Raw genomic sequence first — 23,050 nt, 5'->3', positions numbered from 1 at the left:
GATGGTTTTCTGGGTCGGCACCAGCTTCAAGATGAACAAGACCGTTGAGGAAGCGCTCGCCTTCGCGCGCCGCCTCGCTGAGACAGACTACGAACGAGACGTTCGCGTACAGCGGTTCGTCATTCCATCGTTTACCGCTGTCGGCGAGGTCAAACGCGCGCTTGCTGATACTTCAGTGAAGGTCGGCGCTCAAAACATGCACTGGGAAGATGCTGGTGCCTGGACGGCAGAGATTTCTCCCCTGATGCTGAAGGACTGCAAGCTCGACATCGTCGAGTTGGGTCATTCCGAACGACGCGAGCATTTCGGAGAGACCGACGAAACCGTCGGCCTCAAGGTTTCGGCCGCTATCCGTCACGGTCTCACTCCCCTGATCTGCATCGGCGAGACGTTGCAGGAACGCCAGCAAGGCCAAGCCGATGCTGTCTTGCGGCGGCAGGTCGAGAAAGCTCTGGCGGGTGTGGGCGGCGCAGCCGACCGCGCTCCGATCCTGCTTGCTTACGAACCGGTCTGGGCGATCGGCGTCAATGGAATTCCGGCAACAGCCGACTATGCCTCGCAGCGACACGGAAAGATTGCCGAATTGGCCCGATCCATTCTCGGCCGTTCGGTGCCGGTCCTCTACGGCGGTAGCGTCAATCCGCAAAACTGCGAGGAACTGATCAGCCAGGCGCATATCGACGGGCTGTTCATCGGCCGCTCGGCTTGGTCCGTCGACGGTTACCTCGACATTCTTCGCCGCGTCAGCGCGGCGATCGAACGCTAGATTTCCATGCCTGAAGGCGCGTGAAGGAACCTGTTATGAAGATCGCAATTGGCGCAGATAGCGCCGGGAAACCACTCTTGGATGTCATTGCTGCTCATCTTGAAAGCAAGGCCGACCTAGAAGTCCATGATCTTAGCCAATCCGGCTTCTACGCCGACCTTTCCCAGCGTCTCGCGCAGACGATTGTCAACGGCGAACATCATCGCGGCATCCTGATTTGCGGCACCGGCATCGGCGTCTGTATTTCTGCAAACAAGGTGCCAGGCATTCGCGCTGCTCTCACGCACGATACCTATTCCGCAGAGCGTGCGGCAAAATCGAATAACGCACAAATCATTACGATGGGCGCCCGTGTCATCGGACCAGAACTGGCGAAGTCGATCGTCGATGTCTGGCTTGCTTCCGAATTCGACCCACAGGGTCCGTCGGCTGGAAACGTGCAGGCAATTGACCGGCTCGACGCTGAAAAGCCCGCATCATAACAATTTAATGGTGATATGGTGATTGACTCATCATACCAGTATATGATCCTATCCAAAACTCAAAAGGTGAGGAAACATGACTAAGATTGCCCTCTTCGGCGCTGGCGGGAAAATGGGATACCGGCTTGCGAAAAACCTCAAGGGTTCGCGTTTCGACGTGCGCCACGTTGAGGTTAGCGACGCAGGTAAGGCCCGTTTGAAGAATGATCTTGGAGTCGATTGCCTACCGGTCGATGCTGCCCTCGATGGCGTGGAAGTGGTTATCCTTGCCGTGCCGGACACCGCGATCGGGAAAGTCGCCGCAAGCGTCGTCGACAAGCTGAAGCCCGGCACCATGGTTGTCGCGCTGGATGCTGCGGCCCCCTTTGCCGGTCACCTGCCGAAGCGCGACGATCTCACCTATTTCGTCACCCATCCCTGTCATCCGCCAATCTTCAACGACGAGACGGACATGCAGGCGAAGAAGGACCACTTCGGCGGCCTGTTCGCCAAACAGCACATTGTCTCGGCGCTGATGCAGGGACCAGAAAGCGCCTACGCGCTGGGTGAGGAAATCGCCAAGGTCATCTGGGCCCCGGTCATGCGCTCGCACCGGGTCACGGTCGACCAGCTTGCCATGCTCGAACCTGGGCTGTCGGAAACGGTGTGCGCATCGCTGCTCGTCGTCATGCGACAGGCCATGGATGAATGCGTTGCACGCGGCGTGCCTGAAGAAGCTGCCCGCGACTTCCTGCTCGGCCATATGAACGTGCTCGGCGCGGTCATCTTTAAGGAAGTCGACGGCGTGTTCTCAGATGCCTGCAACAAGGCGATCGAGTTCGGCATTCCAGCCCTGATGCGCGACGACTGGAAAAAGGTATTCGAACCACAGGAGATCGCCGAAAGCATCCGGCGCATCACCTGAACCGGCTTGGGGAAGGCCAGGCCTTCCCCTCAACCGCCCCAAGGGAGACGGGGCTTTGTTCACACTCGGGAGGAAAAAATGAGACTAACGCGTAGACTGACACTTGCAGCCTTTGCCGGCGCACTGGCGCTCGGAACGGCCATTCCGGCCTATTCGGCCGATCTCATCGCCATCATCACGCCGGCGCATGACAATCCCTTCTTTAAGGCCGAAGCCGTCGGCGCCGAAGCAAAGGCGAAGGAACTTGGCTACGAAGCCCTCGTCATGACGCATGACGATGACGCCAACAAGCAGTCCGAAATGATCGACACCGCGATCGGACGCGGCGCCAAGGCGATCATTCTCGACAATGCTGGAGCAGACGCGTCTGTCGCGGCCGTCAAGAAGGCAAAGGATGCGGGCATCCCCTCCTTCCTGATCGATCGCGAAATCAACGCAACGGGCGTGGCTGTCGCCCAGATCGTGTCTAACAACTACCAGGGCGCCCAGCTCGGCGCGCAGGAATTCGTCAAGCTGATGGGCGAGAAAGGCAACTACGTCGAGCTGGTAGGCAAGGAGTCTGACACCAATGCCGGCATCCGCTCGCAAGGCTATCACGACGTCATTGACGACTATCCGGACTTGAAGTCCGTCGCCAAGCAGTCGGCGAACTGGAGCCAGACGGAAGCCTACTCGAAGATGGAAACAATCCTGCAGGCAAATCCGAACATCAAGGGTGTCATCTCCGGCAACGACACCATGGCCATGGGCGCGATCGCAGCACTGCAGGCCGCCGGGCGCAAGGACGTGATCGTCGTCGGCTTCGACGGCTCCAACGACGTGCGCGACTCCATCAAGTCTGGCGGCATCAAGGCGACAGTTCTGCAGCCCGCCTATGCACAGGCGCAGTTGGCTGTCGAGCAGGCAGACGCCTACATCAAGAACAAGACCACGCCCAAGGAAGAGAAGCAGTTAATGGATTGCGTTCTCATCAACGCAGACAATGTTGAAAAGCTCGAGACCTTCGCTCTGACGAACTAATCAGCCGCGAATTGCAGAGGGGCAGCGCTGCGCCCTCTGCAATTCTTTTCGTATGACGTCGAGGTTCACTGCATGTTGAGAATGAAGGGCGCCCTACTCGCTGCTGTCGTGGCGGCGATCTTGCCCGGTTGCAAGATCATCAAGACGCCAACCGCAGAAGAAAAGGCGGCGGCAGCGGCCAAGACCGCCTTCGACCCGAACGCAAAGGTCGAGGCGATCTGGCAGTCCGAGGTCTTACCCTATTTCGAGCACCGCTCCGGCGAGCTCAAAGATGTCGTGCAACTGGCCACCTCCAGCCCCGATCAGGCGGGCGCGAAATGGGGCAATCCGCGCAAGCAGAGCAGCTCGCCGTGGACGTATGCGGTAAAAATCACCGGCAAGGTCATTGCTGCCGATACGGCCTCGCGCGCGGCAACGCTCGATGTCGACGCCGATGGCGATGGTAAGGCCGATGCGAAGGTACAGATCGGGCCGGCGCTGCGCGGTACGGCGCTGCGCGACACGCTGGACTTTGTCAATTTCAATGAATTCAAGAACCAGATCGAGTGGGCGCAGTTCGGTAAGGCGTTCAACGAAAAGGCCAATACCGCCTTCCTGTCCGCCGTCCCGCGCGAAGGCCTGGTCGGCAAGACAGTAACCGCGATTGGCGCCTTTCCGCTCCCCAACGGCGGCCAGCTTCCACTCGTCACTCCCTCCGAACTGACGGTGGGGTCATGACCGCAAACGAGACATCGACCAACGGCATCATTCTGCGACTCGACGATGTGTCGAAGGTCTATTCGGGTATCGTCGCGGTGAAACGCGCCCACCTCGAACTGCGCCAGGGCGCGGTAAACGTCCTGGTTGGCGAAAACGGCGCAGGCAAGTCGACCCTGATGAAGATCATCGCCGGCGTCGAGCGCCCAACGCACGGCCGCATCATCCTTGACGGCGAGCCGGTATCCTTCAACAGCCCGGCTGATGCGCAGGCGCACGGCATCGGCATGATCTTTCAGGAGCTCAATCTCTTCGCCAACATGTCGGTCGCAGAAAACATCTTCGTCACGCGCGAGATGACGCGCGGCCTCTTCGGTATCGATCACAAGGCGCAGGTCCAAAAAGCCAATGCATTTTTGAAGCGTCTGGATGCCGGAATTGACGGGGAGACGATGGTTGAGGATTTGCCTATCGGCCAGCAGCAGCTCGTCGAGATCGCCAAGGCGATGTCGTTGAATGCGCGTATCCTGATCATGGACGAGCCAACCTCTGCGCTGTCGGCCGCCGAAGTCGAAATCCTGTTTAAGGTGATTGCCGAACTCAAAGCCCAGGGCGTCGCGATCGTCTACATCTCGCACCGACTGGAAGAGCTGATGCGGATCGGTGACTACATCACGGTGCTACGCGACGGCCAGATCACCGGTCAGGCAATGGTCCGCGATATCGACACGCGCTGGATCGTGCGTTCCATGATCGGCTCGGACGCCAAGGATTTTGCAAAGTCCGTGGACCACGCCGTCGGCGGCGAGGTCTTTCGCGCCGAAAACATCAGCCTGCCGCGAGCCACGGGTGGGCTTGCGGTCAACAACGTCTCCTTATCGGTCAAGGCCGGCGAAATACTCGGCATTTATGGCCTCATGGGCGCGGGGCGCAGCGAGTTCTTCGAATGCGTGATCGGACGTCACATGCACTCGACCGGCAAGATCTTCATCGACGGCAGGGAAGTTCGCGCCCGCGACACCACGAGGCGTATCCGACGCGGGCTTGGCCTTATTCCGGAAGACCGGCAGCGGGAGGGTCTGGTCCAGGTCCTTTCCATCGCCTCCAACCTGACCCTTGCGAGCCTTGGTCGCTTCACTCGCCTCTTCCATATCAACAGCGGCGCCGAGAAGAACGCCATTCGCGACGCGATCCGCGATCTTTCAATCAAGGCGCCCAACCCGGATTTCGAAGTGACCTCGATGTCAGGCGGCAATCAGCAGAAGGTGGTCATCGGCAAGGCACTGATGACCAATCCAAAGGTGCTTTTGATGGACGAGCCAAGCCGTGGCATCGATGTGGGCGCCAAGGCCGATGTCTTTCGCACCATGCGGCGGCTGGCGGCAAACGGGCTCGCCATTTTGTTTTCGACGTCTGACCTCGAAGAGGTCATGGCGCTTTCAGATCGAATCGCGGTCTTGAGCAACGGCCAACTGGTCGCCGTCTTTGACCGGAGCGAGGCCACGGAAGAAGCCATTATCGCGGCTTCGGCCAAGGGACACGGACATCAAGGGAAACTCGCGTCATGATGGCGGCTACCTCATCCAATACTTCGCCGACGAGCGCGAACGGGTCTGTACTCCTGACCCTGATGAAGCTCAGGACTTTCATCGCGCTGTTCGCCGTTATCATCTTCTTTGCAATCTTCGCACCGAACTTCACCTCGACGGCAAACATGATCCTGATGTCGAAGCACGTCGCGCTCAACGCCTTTCTGGCGATGGGGATGACCTTCGTCATCATCACCGGCGGCATCGACCTGTCAGTCGGATCGATCGTCGGGCTTTGCGGCATGGTCGCCGGCGGTCTGATCCTTTACGGCATCGAACTACCAATCGGCTACACCATCTATTTCAACCTCTTCGAGATCGTACTCATCACGCTTTCGATCGGCCTCTTCATCGGCCTCATCAATGGTCTGCTGATTACCAAGCTCAACGTCGCACCCTTTATTGCGACGCTCGGCACCCTCTACATCGCACGCGGCCTGGCGCTGCTCTCGTCGGACGGCCAGACCTTTCCGAACCTTGTTGGCCGGCCCGAATATGCCACGACCGGCTTCGACTTCTTCGGCGCGGGGCGCATTCTCGGCCTGCCGGTATCGATCTGGATTCTGATCGTACTTGCGCTCCTGGCCGCCTATGTCGCGCGCTCGACGCCAATTGGCCGTCATATCTTTGCCGTCGGCGGCAACGAGCGCGCCGCACGAATGTCGGGTATCCGCGTCGACCTCGTGAAGATCTTCGTCTACATGTTCTCCGGCCTTTGCGCGGCGATCGTCGGTGTCATCATCTCGTCGGAGCTGATGGCCTCGCACCCGGCGACCGGTGAGAGCTTCGAGCTCAACGCGATCGCCGCGGCCGTTCTTGGCGGCACGTCGATGTCGGGCGGACGCGGGACGATCGGCGGCACGATCATCGGAGCATTCGTGATCGGCATTCTCTCGGATGGACTGGTGATGATGGGGGTCTCGTCCTTCTGGCAGATGGTCATCAAGGGATTGGTGATCATCATCGCCGTGGTTGTCGACCAGGCGCAGCGCCGCCTGCAACAACGCGTGACTCTCATGCAGATGGCAAAGGCAGGTTGAAATGACTGAACTGAAAGGCGCATTGATCGGTTGCGGCTTCTTTGCGATCAACCAGATGCACGCCTGGAACGATGTTGAAGGCGCCAGGATCACCGCGATCTGCGATCGCGATCCCGAGCGGCTGAAGGTCGTCGGTGATCAGTTCGGTATCGATCGTCGCTATAGCGATGCCGAGGCGTTGTTCGCCGACGGTGGTTTCGATTTCGTCGACATTGCCACGACAGCAGAGAGCCACCGCGCCCTGGTGGAAATGGCTGCCAGGAGCAACATACCGGTCATCTGCCAGAAGCCGTTCGCCAAGACGCTATCGGACGCAAAGGCGATGGTGATGGCCTGCCGCCATGCCGGTGTAGCGCTGATGGTCCACGAGAACTTCCGCTGGCAGACACCGATACAGGCGGTCAGGAAGGCATTGGATGCGGGCGCCATCGGTATACCCTTCTGGGGGCGTTTTTCGTTCCGTTCGGGTTACGATGTGTTCTCCGGACAGCCGTATCTGGCACAGGGCGAGCGGTTCATCATCGAAGACCTCGGCATCCATACGATCGATATCGCCCGCTATATCCTTGGCGATGTTCGATCGGTCACGGCTCGCACCAAACGGGTCAACCCCAAGATCAAGGGCGAGGACGTGGCGACCATACTCCTCGACCACGAAAACGGCGCCACGTCGGTCGTGGACGTCAGCTACGCGACGAAGCTCTCCAGGGAACCGTTCCCGGAGACATTGATCGAGCTTGATGGTTCCGAGGGCACCATCCGTCTGACGCAAGGCTACGGCCTCCAGGTAACCAACGCGCAGGGAACGACGACCACGGACGTATCGCCGAAGCTGCTGCCATGGGCCTCGCGGCCATGGCACAACATCCAAGAGAGCGTCCACGCCATCCAGCAGCATTGGGTCGATCAGTTGAAGCGCGGCGCTGAGCACTCGACATCCGGGGCCGACAATCTGAAGACGTTCGCCCTTGTAGAGGCCGCCTATGACAGTGCAGCCAAGGGGCAGACAATCGACGTCGGAGCGATGCTGCGATGACGATCGATCTGTTCCAGCTCTACGGCACCCATCTCGTCGAAACGCCACCGGTTCGACTCCGTGCCGGAAAACTGGTGGCCGATCTTGCCAATGGCAACCTGCGCACCATCCGTTACGACGGAACCGAGGTGCTACGAGCGATTTCTTACCTTGTTCGCGACCGGGATTGGGGCACCTATAGCCTTGAGATCGCCGATCTTGCGATCGAGCAGAATGAGGATCGTTTCGAGGTCACCTATCGGGCCTCTTGCTCTGGACCGAATGACACGACGCTCATCATTGACGTTCGCATCGTTGGAAGCCCGGACCGGCTTGACTTCGAGGCCGAAGCCGTGGCTGAGGCGGGCTTCGAGACCAACCGCTGCGGCTTCTGCATTCTGCATCCGATCGTCGGAGTGGCCGGTTCACCGGCTACGGTCGAGCACACCGAGGGCGCCGTCGTGGCGACACGGTTTCCGGATTTGATCGAGCCCTGGCAGCCGTTCAAGGACATGCGCGCGATCACCCACGACGTGATGCCGGACGTCAAGGCCGAATGCCGGATGGAGGGCGACGTCTTTGAAATGGAGGATCAGAGGAACTGGTCGGACGCATCCTACAAGACCTACGTCAGACCGCTCGCCCTTCCGTGGCCGTACCAGATTCCCGCCAACCAGCCCGTTCGGCAAAAAACGTCACTGATCATCACCGACAGCCGCAGCACGGTGCGACAGCCCCCTTCTGCTGGGCGCGCGGGTGAAGCTATCAAGCTCGAGCTCGGGGCACGAACCGGCACCATGCCGGCGATTGGCCTGATCGTTGCACCCGAAGAAGCTGATGCGACCCTGTCGGCAAAGTCCGTCCTGTCGGAGATCGCTGCCCAGGAACTTCTCTTCCATCTCGATCCTGGTGCCGGGCACGACGTCGAAGTGCTCAAGCGGTTCGCTGCAATCGCCGCCGCCCATCGCGGTCGTTCGACGCTGGAGATAGCACTTGCCTGCAAGCAGTCTGCGTCAAGCGAGGTGGGTGAGATTGCCCGCCAGATGCAGTTGGCAAAATTCAAGCCGGATGCGATCATGATCTCGCCTACCGTCGACCGGCAGTCGACGCCGCCCGGCAGCAAATGGCCCGATTGCCCGCCTCTCGAAGAGATCTACGCCGCAGCCCACTTGGCCTTTGCGGGCATTCGCATCGGTGGCGGCATGCTGAGCTATTTCACCGAGCTCAACAGAAAGCGCGTTCCCGATCGACAGCTTGACTTCATCAGCCACTGCACCAATCCGATCGTCCACGCAGCAGACGATCTCAGCGTCATGCAGACATTGGAAGCGTTGCCGTTCATAACCCGATCCGTTCGCGCGATCTACGACGGAAAGCCCTACCGGATCGGCCCGTCGACTATTCCGATGCGGCAGAACCCTTATGGCAGCCGCACGATGGACAATCCTTCGGGCGCACGCATACCGATGGTCAACCGCGACCCGCGCCATAACGGACGCTTCGCAGAGGCCTTCGCGCTGGCTTACGCGATACGGGTGCTGGATGCCGATCTCGAATGTCTGACACTCTCGGCATTGACCGGCCCGTTTGGTTTGATCGCCGGTCCGGCTGAACCGATTGAGGAAGGCGGGCGGCGCCCACTGTTTAACACCGTACGGGCACTGTCTGCTTTGGCCGGTGCATCCTGGCAGGAATGCGTCTCTTCCTCCCCCGCCGAGGTGCTCGCTTTCGTCGCAAGGGATGCCACCGGAGCAAGGCTTTGCATCGTCAATTTGACGAGCGAGGAACGAGCGGTCGACTGCGGTGCATGCATGCCAGCGCCAAAGGATGCGGGCACGAACCTGTTGCTCGCTCCACTGGCCAGCCTCGTCTTGCCACTGGCGGATTGACCTGCTCGCTACCAATTGCATCTATGCGAACGAAGCTCGTTGGGGAGGATTGCGTGAAGACCAAGAAGCTTATCAATTCCGGCGCAGACGCCGTCGATGAGATGCTGCAGGGGGTGCTTTCGGCTCATCCGAACCATCTTTACGCGGTAGAGGATATGCCACGCGCGATCATTGCCAAAAACGGGCCGCGCAGGGGCAAGGTTGGGCTGGTGATTGGTGGCGGGTCTGGCCACGAACCAACGTTTCTGGGGTTTGTTGGCAAGGGGCTCGCAGACGCTGCCGCGATAGGCAATGTATTCGCCTCCCCGCCCCCCGATCCCATTATCGCGTGCGCCAAGGCTGTCGATGGCGGTGCCGGCGTTCTGTTCATGTATGGCAATTATGCCGGCGACGTCATGAACTTCGACATGGCCGCTGAAATGCTCGCCCTGGACGAAATTGAAGCGCGAACTGTCCTGACGACGGACGACGTCGCCTCCGCGCCTCCCGATCAGAGGCACAGGCGACGCGGCGTGGCGGGCAACGTTTTCATCTTCAAGGCCGCTGGAGCGGCCTGTGATCTGCTGTATTCTTTCGACGACGTGGAGCGCGCCGCCCGCCATGCCAATTTTCGAACCTACACGATGGGTGTTGCGCTCTCGCCGTGTTCGCTGCCCCAGACCCTCAAACCGAACTTCCTGATTGGCGAAGACGAGATGGAGATCGGAATGGGAATCCATGGAGAACCCGGGATGGCTCGCGAGCCGCTGAAAACGGCAAACGAGGTGACCGACGAACTGATGGACAGTATTCTTCGCGAGATGAAGGCAAGTCGCGGCGATCGTGTCGCAGTGCTCGTCAACTCGCTCGGTTCGACGCCGATGATGGAACTCTACATCATGATGCGACGCGTGAAGTCCCGGCTTGATGATGCCGGACTCGTCATCCATACGTCGCTCGTGGGAAATTACTGCACGTCGCTTGAAATGGCCGGTGCGTCGGTGACCGTCATGCATCTCGACGACGAACTACAGCGGTTGATCGACCACCCCTGCGATTGCGCCATGTTTACGAGGTGATCAATGACGATCACAACGAAAGACCTGCAGCACCTGTTTGCCCTGATTGCCGAGGATATAGCGAAGAATCGCGACCACCTGTGTGAGTTGGACGGTGTCATCGGCGACGGCGATCACGGACTTGCCATGGACGCAGGCTGCCAAGCGGCGGCAAAGGCCGTCGGCGAACTCGACGCCGCCCAGACTGCGCCAACGCCCGCATTCAACGTCGCAGCAAAGGCGTTTTTGAATGCAGTTGGCGCTTCATCTGGCCCATTATACGCCACAGCCTTCATGCGCGCGGGAGCCGCAGCCAGGGACAAGCAGGCATTGACCGATGACGATTTCCTACGCGCTTTCGCGGCAATGGCGCAGGGAATCCAAGAGCGCGGCAAGGCAGAGCTCGGGGAAAAAACAATGGTTGACGCCTGGAGACCGGCGGCTGACGCCGCGCTGGATTCCTGGCGGTCGGGATCATCCATGGCTGAGTGTTTCGACGCTGCCCTACAGGCTGCCCGCGATGGCTGTGAAGCAACAAGCGGCATGACAGCGGGCAAGGGACGAGCTTCGCGGTTGGGGCATCGCGCGATTGGTCACATCGATCCGGGCGCCGCGTCGGCCGTCATCATGATCGCCGCAATGGCAAAATTCGCACAACACCATGATGGTTAGCTCATCATACCAGTTGACATGTCAATGACTATCTGCGAAAAACGGGCCGGCTTTACAAGAGGAGGACGGTAATGCTGACCCTATCTACGAAGTTGAAGTCTGCGAGCATTGTTGCACTAGCCATCGCGTCCCTGTTTGCAACGCCGGTTCTTGCCGAAGATATCACGCTCTGGACGCTCAACTTCGACAACAATGCTGCCAATACCGCCCTGAAGAAGGTGGCAACGGACTTCGAAGCTGCAAACCCTGGGACGCATGTCGAGATTGTCCAGCGCGCCGTCGATGAGCACAAGACCGCTTTGCGCGTCGCTGCAGGCTCCGACAAAGGACCCGACATTTACTTCAGCTGGGCGGGCCTTGGCCTTGGCGGCGAGTACGTGAAAGCCGGTCTGTCGCTGCCGCTCGACAAGTACTACACCGAGTACAAATGGAACGACGAACTGCTGCCGTCTGCAGCGGCTTTCGCGGACCTGTATCCCGGCGGCAAGCATGGTGCTCCCTTCACGTTCAAGGGCGAAGCCGTCTACTACAACAAGAAGCTTTTTGAGCAGGCTGGCATCAAGGAAGAACCCAAGACCTACGACGAATTGCTTGCAGCGGCGGAGAAGCTAAAGGCCGCAGGAATTCCTGCCTTCACGTTCGGCGGAACGGTCAACTGGCACGTCATGCGTCTCATGGACGTTATCCTTGAAACAAAATGCGGCGCTGAAAAGCATGACGCCCTGAAAGCGATGACGCTGGACTGGACGAAGGAACCCTGCGCAACGGAAGCGTTCGGGGAGTTTGCGAAGTGGACGAAGGACTACACGCTGCAGCCCTTCATGGGCATCGACAACAAACAGTCCTACAGCCTCTTCACCGCAGGTCGTGCAGCGATGATGCTCGAAGGCGATTGGCTGGTCAGCCAGCTTAACGGCTCCGGTGCCAATCTCGACGACTACGGCATTTTCCCGTTCCCGACCAATACCGATCGTCTCTACGGCTTTGCTGAGTACAACTACATCAGCACCAAGAGCAAGAATCCGGATATAGCGGCGAAGTTTCTTGACTATTTCCTGTCCACCAAGGTGCAGCAGGATCTGCTCGGTCAACTCAGTTCGACCTCCGTCAACAAGAACGTCGCGTATACCAACCAGAAGCCGCTCGAGGCAGAATGGCTGGACATCTTCAAAAAGTACGGCAAGGTCTACATGAACGGCGATCAGGCTTTCCCGCTTGATGTCACGACGGAATACTTCCGCGTCATCAACGATGTCGCCTCCGGCAACGCTGAACCTGCTGACGCGGCCAAGCAGCTGCAGCGCTTCATCGCAAGCCGAACCTAATTCCTCCCAGGCGCCAGTCGATCGACCCTCGTGTCGATCGGCTGGCCCGTTTCATAAGCTGGCAGCGGCTCTCACTGCCAGGAGGAAAGCATGTCACTTCGACAATCGACACACGATCCGCGCGTACAAGCGCTCATCCTGCTTGTGCCGGCATTGGCAATCTATGCCGTGTTCGCCCTTTATCCGATGCTCAATGTCGTCATCCTGAGCTTCCAAAAATGGAACGGACTGGATCCGCATCGGCAATTCGTCGGGCTTGCAAACTATGCGGCGATTTTCACGAGAGATCCGGTTTTCTGGGTCGCCTTCCAAAACACTGTGATCTGGACGGTGATGAGCCTGATCTTCCCGCCAATGGTCGGACTACTGCTGGCCCTCAGTCTCAATCAGAAGATTTTTGGCCGCAATAGTCTCAGGGCCATCTTCTATCTGCCGGTCATCATCGCGCCGATCGCCGTCGCCACCATGTGGAAATGGATGTATGATCCGTTCTTCGGCCTTTTCAGTCAGTTGCTCACGTCGTGGGGCATGCAGGGCTGGATCAAGGACTGGTTGGGCAACAAGGATATCGCCCTTTACTCCGTCTTCCTGGCGTACCTCTGGCAGACGGTCGGCTTCTCGATGGTCCTGTTCCTGGCAGGCCTGCAGAATGTCTCCCAGACGCTTGTGGAGGCCGCGCGCATCGATGGCGCTGGTCGTTTTGCGGTGTTCAAGCATGTGACGTTGCCAGCATTGCGCCCGACGGTCACGATCGTTCTTGTTCTTTCCATTATCTCATCGTTGAAGGCCTTCGACATCGTCTACGGTCTGACGGGTGGCGGCCCGGCGCAATCCACCCAGATGCTGGCACTCTGGGCGTTCACACAGGCCATGCAGATCTTCGATTTTGGACGAGGCGCGGCAATTTCCGTCGTCCTGCTCCTGATCACCATGACCGTGATCATCCCCTATCTCAGATGGACCCAAAAGCACGAGGAGGTTGAATCGTGACGGCAGTCCCAACTCACTCGACCCTCTTGCGGCTCCAGGTCGAACCATCGTCAATGAAGCGGGATCCGATTTTGATCGGTCTCTGGATAACGCTGATCATGGTAGCGCTCATCTGGGTGGCGCCATTTGTCTTCATCGTGTTCACATCCTTGAAGACGCCAGCGGCGGTGACGAGCACGGGTGCGTTCGTGCCACCGACCGACTTCGCGTTCGAAAACTACAGTGCCGCATGGAGCCGCGGCAACTTCGCAAGCTCCTTCTTCAACAGCGCCATCATTACAGTCATCAAAGTGCCGCTTGGGCTCCTGCTTTCCGCGATGGCCGCATATGCCCTTGCCAAGATCAAGCTGAAGGTCAGCAAGGCCTTATTGCTTCTTGTCGTGTTCGGCACGATGATCCCCTTTCAGGTGATGCTTGCCCCCCTGTTTACCCTGGTAAACTCGTTCGGCCTCATCGACACCTACCCAGGGGTCATTCTCCCCTACATCGCCTTCGGCGTTCCGTATCAGGTTTTCATCCTGCACGGCTTCTTCAAGGGAATCCCCAAAGAGCTTTCTGAAGCGGCACTCATTGACGGTGCGAACCACTTCACCATCTTCAGACGGATATTTCTGCCGGTGTGCCTACCCGTCCTTGCCGCACTGCTCATTCTCGACTTCGTCTCCACCTGGAACGAATTCGCCATGGCGCTGGTGCTGCTCCAGGATCAGCACATGTGGACATTGCCGCTCGGTCTGATGTCGTTTCAGGGGCAGTTCTCAAGCAACTACGGCCAGCTCAATGCGGCCATCGTGATGACCGTCCTGCCGGCGACCATCGTCTATCTCATATTCCAACGCTACTTCGTGTCTGGCCTCACCTCCGGTGCTGTCAAAGGCTAGCGACAAAGAGTATTCCACGAGGAGAGAATTCTATGTCTGATGCAACAGTCGAAAAATGGGGCGTGTTCGAGGCCTCCTTTGATGGACCCTCCGACGGGAATCCCTATCTCGACGTGGCATTCGATGCCGTGTTCACCCACAAGAGCCGGGAGGTGCGGATCCCCGGTTTTTATGACGGCAACGGGACGTACCGTATGCGCTTCATGCCCGACGTGGAGGGCGAATGGTCGTTTGTAACGCGTTCCAGGACTGCTGCACTCGACGGAAAGACTGGCTCCTTGGTCGCAACGGCGCCATCGACAGGCAATCACGGCCCGGTCCGCGTGCGCAACAAATTCCACTTCGCCTATGCGGACGGGACCCCATTCCTGTCATTCGGTACGACCTGCTATGCTTGGACGCATCAGCCGCTCGAGATGCAAAAGCAAACTCTCGAGACGCTTGGGAAGACTCGTTTCAACAAGATCCGGATGGGCGTATTTCCCAAAGACTACCCCTACAACGTCAACGAGCCGCTACACGCCTGCTTCGAACGAGGAGCAGATGGCAAGGAAGACTTTGACCGACCGAATCCCGCCATGTTCCAGCATTTTGACAAACAGGTCGCAGCGCTCTGCGGACTAGGGATTGAAGCGGATATCATCATCTTCCACCCTTACGACCGGTGGGGTTATGCGGATATGTCGGCCGAACAGGATTTCCGCTATGTCGAATATCTGGCCGCGCGTCTGTCCGCCTACCGCAACGTCTGGTGGTCGCTTGCCAATGAATATGATTTCCTCATCGATACGAAGCCGATGGAGCAGTGGGATCGCTATTTCCACATCCTGGAAGAAAACGACCCTTACCAGCACCTGCGCTCCATCCACAATGGCGACGTGACTGCGAATTTCGATCATCGCAAGCCATGGGTCACGCACACCTGCATTCAAAACCCTGACGTCAAGCGGACCCAGGAGTGGCGCAACGCCTACGGCAAGCCTGTTGTCAACGACGAGCCGGAATATGAGGGCGACATCCTGCAGTCATGGGGAAATCTCAGTGCCCAGGAGCTGGTGCACCGCTTCTGGATCACGATGGCACGCGGCGGCTATGCCGGTCATGGCGAAACCTATTCCCATCCAGACGACCTGATCTGGTGGGCCAAGGGTGGAGAATTGCATGGCGAAGCATGGAAGCGCATCGGCTTCCTCAGGGACCTTCTGGAAGCCGATGTGAAGCACGGCCTCGAGCCACTCGGTCCCGTCGGCGAGTGGCCTTGGTCCCGCGTGTCTGGCGTGCGCGACGGCGACGGCCATTTTCGCCTGATCTATTTCGGCGAGCATCAACCGGTCATCTGGTCTTCGGGTCTTCCGGTCGACAGCGACGACTATGATGTCGATCTCATCGACACATGGGCGATGACGATCACACCGCTTCAGAAAGTGGAGGCCCCTGTTCCGCATCCCACACGCCATGGCGCGATTGTCCGGGGTGGCAAGCCGGACGCGGCCTTCGGCGTCAAGGTTCCGCGCAAGCCATATCAGGCCCTGCGCGTACGCAGGAAGCGCTAAAGGATATCACGAGGTCCAAAATGTCTGGCTTGAGCATCAAAAACGTCAAGAAGTCCTTCGGCGCCATGGACATAATTCATGGTGTCGACGTCGAGATCGCCGACGGCGAATTTACCATTCTCTCGGCCCCTCCGGCTGCGGCAAGTCGACATTGCTGCGCATGATCGCGGGGCTCGAGGAGATCACGGCTGGCCAAATTAGCATCGACGGTCGAGTGGTGAACAATCTGCAACCGAAGGATCGCGATATCGCGATGGTCTTCCAGAACTATGCATTGTATCCGCAAATGACGGTCGCCCAGAATATGGGATTTGCTCTTGAACTCGCGGGGGCCAAACGGCCCGAAATCGAGCAAAAGGTAGGTGAGGCCGCAGCAATTCTGGGACTGCAGCCCCTCCTCGATCGAAAGCCGGCGCAGTTGTCAGGCGGACAGCGACAGCGCGTCGCAATGGGTCGCGCTATCGTTCGAGATCCGAAAGTGTTTCTCTTTGACGAACCTCTCTCAAATCTGGACGCAAAACTGCGCGTGAAGATGAGAGCGGAGATCAAAGCTCTGCATCAACGCCTGAAGACTACAATCGTCTACGTGACCCACGACCAGATCGAAGCCATGACGATGGCTGACAAAATCGTCGTGCTCCACGGTGGTCGCGTCGAACAGATCGGCAGTCCGCTCGAACTCTACGACAGACCGCGCAACATCTTTGTTGCAGGTTTTTTGGGCTCTCCCGCAATGAACTTTCTTGAGGGAACACTGCAAGACGCCGGTGATCCGGCATTGTCGCTGCAGGGCGGTTCACGCCTGAAGCTGTCGCGGGCTCCTGCCAACTCTGCGAAGAGTCCAATGACGTTGGGTATTCGTCCGGAAGACATCGCCTTGGGCGGCGAGAACGGCGTGGATGCGGTGGTCAAGGTGGTCGAACCTACGGGGTCGGAAACCCATGTCGCTGTGGAGCTTGAAGGCAAAGAGCTGACATGGGTCGTGCGCGAACGTGTCGAACTGGTGCCGGAGCAACGGGTGAAGCTTTCTTTCGAAACGGCCAACGTTCATTTCTTCGACCAACGGACACAACAACGGCTGGACGCCTAACCTTGATTGGAGCGATCGTCGGTGGCACGCGCGCGAGATGTCACGCACGAGCTGATCGAGGAATTCGCGCCTCCGGATTGCCCTGTCGGCCCCTGATGAACGCACCCGAAATCCTCTTCGACAGAACTATTGGTTATGCCATGCGTTTACCGGATATCGTGTCAGGAAACGCTTTCTCTAACGCGACCTTTCAATCGACGGCCTGCGCCGCCGAGAGTACGAGGCGTGTTTTCTATACACACTACCGACGTGCTGTGGTGCTGGGAACACTATCCGCATAAAAGGAGAGGCGAAGTGAACCGCTAACCGGACGCAGAGCCTTCATCTATCGTTCTCGACTGACGCTGTGCTTTACGTCCAAGCTATCTTGAGGCGAGCACCATGGCTGATCCTGATCGCTATTCTGGGAAGCCGCCAAAGCGCGGTCTGGGTGTGTGGATACTCGTTGTGATGGCAGTGGCTCTAGCGCTGTTTGCGGGCTGGTTTTCAGGTTATTTGGGTTGAGGAAATCCGCTGTCGACTCTCCGGTCAGTATAGCGGTCGGATTGCTCAAGGCCGTGCTCAGCAGGGATCGGTATCCTTTGGGATGTCGGGGGTAATCTCGTCGTCGGCGTTATCGCAAAGAGATGTGGGCCCTATGAGGGCAAGCCCCTCTACCCTTGTATTGAGGATAAGAACACCGGTGAAACAACGGCGATGGTGTTTGGGGGGAGCACACGGACAAATAGCTCAACCGGCGACGGTTTGAATGAGCGGAGCGGATCGCCTTGAACCAAGACCGATCTCTGGAACGACATCCGCTCTGTCGCCGACAAACGCGGCCTTCGCCAAAGGCCGCACCACTGCGAGGGATATCATCTACTAGATCCCAAATGCTGGTCAGTAGCAGGTATAGGGGATGCAGATTGTATGCGGTCGCTAATTTGCGATGCAGCCCACTCGAGAAAAAGGTTATAGGCAACCGCCAACAAGGTCGGCCCGAGAAAAAGCCCGATCAGGCCGAAAGCCAAGACGCCGCCAAGAAGACCAAACAGGCCCAGCAGCACAGGTAGGTTGCTGTTTTGGTTAAGGAGGTACGGCCGAAGGAAATTGTCAATGCTGCTGACAAGAAGCAAGCCCCAGATCGCAATGAAGATGCCCCATCCTACAGATCCTTGCAGCATCAACCAAAGGGCAACCGGTCCCCACAAGAACGGTGGTCCGGCGGGCACGAACGAAAGTGCAAAGGTCAGGCAACCCAACAACAGCGATTGAGGTACACCGGCGATCCAGAAACCGATGCCGGCTAGCAGGCCTTGCGCAAGGGCCGTTCCGATCATTCCGTAGACCACACCCTTCACTGTCATGCCGATGATCGTGAGCAGCGTCTTGGCGCGAGGACCTGCAACGCGCTCACTGATCTGACGCATGAAACTGATCATGCGTCGACCGTGCAGGAACAAAAAGAAGGTGATGAATATGCTGAGCCCCAGTTCGAGGAGGCCGGCTCCGAAAGCTGCCCCGCCAGCGAGGGCAATATCGGTGACAGGACCGGTCAGCCTTTTGAGCTCGACGATAAATGCAGGAGCGTCATGAGTGAGGCTTTCCCAGTAGACAGAGACGCTCTCGCCAACAATCGGCAGGCCTCTCACCCAATTTGGTGGCGCTGAAGGACCCTGCTCGAGGACGCGCGTTATCCCCCCGGCTAGTGTTGTTATGTCGTCGGCGAGCGCCGTTACGAGGATAGCAAGCGGCGCGACGACAACAAAGACCACCAATATCGTCATGGCTAAGGCAGCCGGCGCTCGGTAGCCCCCGACAGCACGTTCGCATTGGCGGTAGATTGGCCAGGTCGAGAAGCAAATCACTGCGGCCCATAGGATTGCCGACACGAATGGCCAAAGCACAAGTGTGCAACCAACAATCAGTAACACAAGGGCGCCGATGCCTAGAGCTGGTTCAATCAGTCGGCTAGGTGGCACCATGGTCAATCCGCCTGTTCCTTTATGAAGCCGTTCCATCGGCAAACACGAGGCGTGATCTTGAGCGCGGTTAGCATAACGATGGCCACGGTGCGGCCAGCACGCCGGACGCAGATCATCTTGCTCCCTCGTTCAAGGTTGTCAATGTGGAGGTCACAAGTTCGAAGCCGCCCGCTGATTGGGCTGTTTGTCGGGGTGTCGGATGAGACGTTCGACCTTTCGGTTGCCTGAGAGGAGGGAGCGCGATACCAGCGCAGAGATTAAAGATGCGGGCGTTTCCGCGAGATTCTGAGATACGGATTAAGGAAGGCCTTGGCCACAAGTCGATTGCGGTGCGCGTTGGTGCGGCCCCCCTCGACCGTGCGCGAGACGTTGCACCCTTCGTGCCGGACTTCCTGGCCGTTGGGCGACGATGTCGGCGATGCGGTGTCGGAAGCGGCGATATTGTCGGTGCTCCATCCTTCAAGTCAAATCGTTGCAGGCCGTAATGCACTTGTCAGACATGAAGACACGCCTTGCCCCTGCGCAAGGTTTTGCCACTACCGACGCTGTTAGCGGGCCTTGAACAATTCGACCCTCCAAGCGTTATCAAAGCAGATGAACTTTTGGAGTAAAGTCCATGAAAAAACTGCTATTAGCGGTTGTCGCATGCGCGAGCCTAGTCCCCTTCTCGCCCGTGGCTGCTCAAGGTATATACTTTGAGTTCGGCGATAGACCGCGCTACTACGACGACGATTCACCAAGGCTCTACCGTGCGCCTCCTCGGTATTACCGCGATCGGTACTATCCGTCCCGGTATGAACGGCAGAGGTGCTGGAGGCAGCCATACCAGGTCCGCAGTCACAACCATGAGATAACGAGGTACAGGACCGTCTGCGCCGACTAGAATGCAGGCGCAACGCGCTCCTGCTGCTCCGGCAGCCGAAGCCCGGTGACGACGATGAATTGCTTCAACTCACTGATACTGGTGGGCTTCGCAGCAGCCATGATGATGCGCTCCTCATTGTCATCGCGCCACTTCGGCCATTTCCAAGCTAGGCGCGGAATTTAGCCTGGATGAATTCGAACGCCTTCGCCGTGTATTCCTTCGGCGCCGCAACGGCAGGATCCTGTTCCGCCTCGACAACCAGCCAACCGGCGTAGCCACTGTCCTTCACGAACCGCACAATCGGGTCGAAATCTACAACGCCGTCGCCGGGAACCGTGAACATGCCGCTCCGCACGCCGTCATTGAAACTCAGATCCTTTGACTGGACCTCGGCGCGGATTGCCTTGCGAACGTCCTTCAGATGGATATGAACGATGCGGTCGCCGAACCGCTCGATGAGCTTCGCGTAGTCGAATCCGGCTGCTGCGGCGTGTCCGGTGTCAAGAAGAAGCCCAGTTTCCGGCCCAGCCGCTCCAATGATGTCGGAGATCTCTTCGAAGGTCTCCACGACCATCATGAGGTGGTGGTGATAGGCAAGCCTAAGGCCGTATGTGTCGAAGAGCCGCTTTCCGAACTCAGTCAGGCGGGAGGAATATCCGATCCTCTGCGTAGACGGCATGAGAAGGCGGCGGGACATCGGCTCGTTGAGCGGCGAGCCGGGCGTCATCATCGCGACCTCGCCATACACGAGGACACTGCATCCCATGGCCTTCAGAAGTTCTGCGTGCGTAGCGACGGAAGCCATCTCCTCATCGACCGACTTCTCTGCCAGTTGACCAGAATGCCATCCCGAAGCGAGGGCAAGGCCGTTACTGTCAAGCAGCGGCTTCAGGACCGATGCTTCGCGCGGAAACTTCCTTCCCAGCTCGACGCCCGCATAACCGTTGGCCGATGCATCCCTCAAGCAGGTATAAAGGGAGATATCGGCACCGAGATCTTCGAGGACGTCATTCGCCCACGACAGCGGGCTCACGGCTAGTCGTGCCTTCGACGAAGGCAGGGTTGATTGCTGGCTCATTGAATTTTACCCGGCGCGGAGCAGACGGCAATCGTGCAGTCCGTCTCTGCATTAGCGCTCCAGTCGCGCCCATTCGGAACGTACAGGCAGTGCGGCGGCGTCTTCTCGAACACGTTCATCCGCTCGCCGAGAACACCCCAATCCTGCCCGGCGGCTGTGATAGAAGCCTTGCCCTCGACCATGACGAGGATGACTTCGTTCGTTCCCGTTTGAGCGGAGGCGTGCTCGCCTGCACGCAGCCTGTAGAGAGAGAAGCTGACATACCTCCAGCCCGCAGACTCCGGAGTGATTTCGTGTACCTTGCCATGACGGCCGAAAGGCTTGCGTAGAAGATCGCTCATTAGGGGCTCCTCAATTCACCAGGCTCTGCAGGCTGATACTCCGCAGATACTGCGAGCGAGCCGCTTCTGATTTCTCAGTGCGGCCAACTTCTGGCACAGCCACGTCCCACCAGAAGCCGCCGCCGGCTTCACCGGGGCCGGGCTTCGGATCCGTGTCGATGACGATTACCGTCGGACGGTCCCTGCCTCGTGCTTTCGCGATCTGCACTTCGAGATCTGCGATGTTCTTCGCCTTGACCGCATGGGCGCCCATGGAGGCGGCATGCGCTACGAAGTCGATCTCCGGCTGCGCCTCGATGTTGCAGTCCTTGTAGAGATTGTTGAATTCCTCGCCGCCGCAATGGATCTGCAGTCGATTGATGCAGCCGTAGCCCCTGTTGTCGGTCAGGACGACGGTGAACGGGATCCGTCGCATGACAGCCGTCGCCAGTTCGGAATTCGCCATCATGTAGCTGCCGTCGCCTACGAAGCAGACGATCTCTCGCTCCGGCATCGCCAGCTTGATTCCGAGTGCACCTGCAAGCTCGTACCCCATGCAGGAATAGCCGTACTCCATGTGATAGCCGCCCTGCGCTGGCTGCCAGAGGAGCTTCAGGGCACCGGGCATCGTTCCCGCGGCGCACATGGCAATCGTCTGATCGGTGGAGATCCGTTGCACCGCTCCAATCACCTGGGCATCGGTCGGCAGATAACCGTCGGGCTTGTTCTCCGGCGCGGCGCAGTGCGCATCCACCTTCGACAGCCAGGAGGTTCTCGATTGCGGATCGAAGGAAGAAGCCTTGTGGGATCCGAGGCGACTAGACAGCTCCTCCAACGCCACCCGGGCATCGGCGATCAGACCGACAGCACCGTGCTTCTCGGCGTCGTATGGCTGCGTGTTGATTGACACAAGTCTCCGGCCGGGTTTGCCGAACAGTGCCCAGGAGCCTGTGGTGAAGTCCTGGAACCGGGTGCCCACACCGATGACCAGATCTGCATTGGTGCAGAGTTCGTTCGCCGCTGCGGACCCATCCACGCCCGCCGCGCCGAAGTTCATCGGATGTGACTGAGCGAGAGCGGATTTACCAGCCTGCGTCTCGACGACCGGGATGCCGTGGCGTGTCGCGAAATCGGCAAGCGTATTCTCGGCCTCGGAATATATCACCCCGCCGCCACAAACGATGACCGGGCTGGTAGCACTGCGGATGAGCTGCACTACGTCCTTGAGGTCACGCCGATCCGGCTCGGGGCGACGAATCCGCCATACCTTCGGCTCAAAAAACTCAGCGGGGTAGTCGTGAGCCTCGGCCTGCACATCCTGGCAGAAAGCGAGCGTTACGGGACCGCAGTTTGCGCGATCCGTCATGACGCGCATTGCGCGCGGCAATGCCGTCAATAATTGCTCCGGGCGATGGATCCTGTCGAAGTACTTGCTGACGGGTCGCAGGCAGTCGTTCGCTGACAGGCTGCCATCCTCGAAATCCTCGACCTGCTGGAGAACCGGGTCGGGACGACGGTTTGCGAAGACATCGCCGGGGATGAACAAAACTGGAAGCCGATTGACGTGAGCCAGTGCGGCTGCCGTGACCAGGTTCGTCGCGCCGGGTCCGATCGACGATGTGACAGCATGGGCGCGTCGGCGCTTGCTCGCCTTAGCGTATGCTATCGCGGTATGGGCCATGGTCTGCTCGTTCTGGCCGCGCCACGTGGGAAGGGCATCGCCGATGCCTTCGAGAGCTTCACCAAGTCCCGCCACGTTGCCGTGACCGAAGATCGCCCATACACCCTCGATGAAGCGGTTGCCCTCCTCGGTCATCTGGACGGAGAGAAAGCGCACCGTGGCTTGTGCCGCGGTCAATCGAATGCTCGTCATG

The 23,050-nt window shown here is 58.8% G+C and carries 18 protein-coding genes and 3 pseudogenes; 17 read left to right on the top strand and 4 right to left on the bottom strand.

The genetic code is table 11. The annotated features are described in order from the left end of the window. Position 1: 1 nt before the first annotated feature. From BSG20_RS28630 to BSG20_RS28555, 16 genes and pseudogenes are all read left to right on the top strand, one after another. Entirely contained in the window at positions 2-766 is a 765-nt protein-coding gene (locus tag BSG20_RS28630) for a triose-phosphate isomerase (protein WP_072380821.1), read from the top strand. Positions 767-801: 35 nt separating this feature from the next. Then, on the top strand, positions 802-1,248 hold the full coding sequence (gene derI / locus BSG20_RS28625; RefSeq protein ID WP_072380819.1) for a D-erythrulose-4-phosphate isomerase: 447 nt from the start codon (positions 802-804) through the stop codon (positions 1,246-1,248). 76 nt (positions 1,249-1,324) lie between these two features. Further along, positions 1,325-2,152: a phosphogluconate dehydrogenase C-terminal domain-containing protein gene (locus tag BSG20_RS28620; protein WP_072380817.1), complete on the top strand. Its 828-nt coding sequence runs from the start codon at positions 1,325-1,327 to the stop codon at positions 2,150-2,152. A 78-nt stretch (positions 2,153-2,230) separates the two neighbouring features. Then, on the top strand, positions 2,231-3,172 hold the full coding sequence (locus tag BSG20_RS28615; RefSeq protein ID WP_072380815.1) for a D-ribose ABC transporter substrate-binding protein: 942 nt from the start codon (positions 2,231-2,233) through the stop codon (positions 3,170-3,172). A 72-nt stretch (positions 3,173-3,244) separates the two neighbouring features. After that, on the top strand, positions 3,245-3,889 hold the full coding sequence (locus BSG20_RS28610; RefSeq protein WP_072380813.1) for a DUF2291 family protein: 645 nt from the start codon (positions 3,245-3,247) through the stop codon (positions 3,887-3,889). Then, the gene (locus BSG20_RS28605; protein ID WP_072380811.1) at positions 3,886-5,436 is read left to right on the top strand and encodes a sugar ABC transporter ATP-binding protein; all 1,551 of its coding nucleotides are present in this window, start codon (positions 3,886-3,888) and stop codon (positions 5,434-5,436) included. Before BSG20_RS28610 ends, BSG20_RS28605 begins: the two co-directional genes overlap by 4 nt. Beyond that, positions 5,433-6,497, top strand: coding sequence for an ABC transporter permease (locus tag BSG20_RS28600; RefSeq protein ID WP_072380809.1), 1,065 nt, complete (start codon positions 5,433-5,435; stop codon positions 6,495-6,497). Before BSG20_RS28605 ends, BSG20_RS28600 begins: the two co-directional genes overlap by 4 nt. Position 6,498: 1 nt before the next feature. Next, entirely contained in the window at positions 6,499-7,533 is a 1,035-nt protein-coding gene (locus tag BSG20_RS28595; RefSeq protein ID WP_072380807.1) for a Gfo/Idh/MocA family protein, read from the top strand. Then, positions 7,530-9,401, top strand: coding sequence for a D-apionate lactonase (apnL, locus tag BSG20_RS28590; RefSeq protein WP_072380805.1), 1,872 nt, complete (start codon positions 7,530-7,532; stop codon positions 9,399-9,401). The genes BSG20_RS28595 and apnL overlap by 4 nt, the downstream gene beginning before the upstream one ends. A 53-nt stretch (positions 9,402-9,454) precedes the next feature. Beyond that, entirely contained in the window at positions 9,455-10,459 is a 1,005-nt protein-coding gene (locus BSG20_RS28585) for a dihydroxyacetone kinase subunit DhaK (RefSeq protein WP_072380803.1), read from the top strand. A 3-nt stretch (positions 10,460-10,462) separates the two neighbouring features. Beyond that, the gene (gene dhaL / locus BSG20_RS28580) at positions 10,463-11,110 is read left to right on the top strand and encodes a dihydroxyacetone kinase subunit DhaL (RefSeq protein WP_072380801.1); all 648 of its coding nucleotides are present in this window, start codon (positions 10,463-10,465) and stop codon (positions 11,108-11,110) included. Between the two features lie 71 nt (positions 11,111-11,181). Beyond that, a complete protein-coding gene (locus BSG20_RS28575) occupies positions 11,182-12,435 on the top strand; it encodes an ABC transporter substrate-binding protein (protein WP_072380799.1) in 1,254 nt (417 codons plus the stop codon). A gap of 90 nt (positions 12,436-12,525) precedes the next feature. Beyond that, positions 12,526-13,425 (top strand): carbohydrate ABC transporter permease, encoded by a 900-nt coding sequence (locus BSG20_RS28570; RefSeq protein WP_072380798.1) that lies wholly within the window; start codon positions 12,526-12,528, stop codon positions 13,423-13,425. Continuing rightward, positions 13,422-14,306: a carbohydrate ABC transporter permease gene (locus BSG20_RS28565; protein WP_177309904.1), complete on the top strand. Its 885-nt coding sequence runs from the start codon at positions 13,422-13,424 to the stop codon at positions 14,304-14,306. Before BSG20_RS28570 ends, BSG20_RS28565 begins: the two co-directional genes overlap by 4 nt. Before the next feature lie 32 nt (positions 14,307-14,338). Beyond that, positions 14,339-15,859 (top strand): DUF5060 domain-containing protein, encoded by a 1,521-nt coding sequence (locus BSG20_RS28560; protein WP_072380794.1) that lies wholly within the window; start codon positions 14,339-14,341, stop codon positions 15,857-15,859. Between the two features lie 20 nt (positions 15,860-15,879). Continuing rightward, a pseudogene (locus tag BSG20_RS28555) lies at positions 15,880-16,949 on the top strand (ABC transporter ATP-binding protein). An 854-nt stretch (positions 16,950-17,803) separates the two neighbouring features. On the opposite strand, the gene BSG20_RS28550 reads toward BSG20_RS28555, so the two are convergent. Beyond that, on the bottom strand, positions 17,804-18,913 hold the full coding sequence (locus BSG20_RS28550; protein WP_072380792.1) for an AI-2E family transporter: 1,110 nt from the start codon (positions 18,911-18,913) through the stop codon (positions 17,804-17,806). Between the two features lie 282 nt (positions 18,914-19,195). Between BSG20_RS28550 and BSG20_RS38970 the strand changes: the two are divergent. Beyond that, a pseudogene (locus tag BSG20_RS38970) lies at positions 19,196-19,354 on the top strand (IS21 family transposase); the annotation flags it as partial. Positions 19,355-19,944: 590 nt separating this feature from the next. Here the strand turns inward: BSG20_RS38970 and iolE are convergent. From iolE to iolD, 3 genes and pseudogenes are all read right to left on the bottom strand, one after another. Continuing rightward, entirely contained in the window at positions 19,945-20,856 is a 912-nt protein-coding gene (gene iolE / locus BSG20_RS28540; protein ID WP_072380788.1) for a myo-inosose-2 dehydratase, read from the bottom strand. Positions 20,857-20,861: 5 nt separating this feature from the next. Beyond that, positions 20,862-21,197 (bottom strand): annotated as a pseudogene (locus BSG20_RS28535) (5-deoxy-glucuronate isomerase); the annotation flags it as partial. 10 nt (positions 21,198-21,207) lie between these two features. Next, a complete protein-coding gene (gene iolD / locus BSG20_RS28530) occupies positions 21,208-23,049 on the bottom strand; it encodes a 3D-(3,5/4)-trihydroxycyclohexane-1,2-dione acylhydrolase (decyclizing) (RefSeq protein ID WP_072380786.1) in 1,842 nt (613 codons plus the stop codon). Position 23,050 lies beyond the last annotated feature (1 nt).

The organism is Rhizobium tibeticum (genome assembly GCF_900110205.1).
Classification (GTDB): Bacteria; Pseudomonadota; Alphaproteobacteria; order Rhizobiales; family Rhizobiaceae; genus Rhizobium; species Rhizobium tibeticum.
This window is presented reverse-complemented; position numbering and strand designations above follow the sequence as displayed.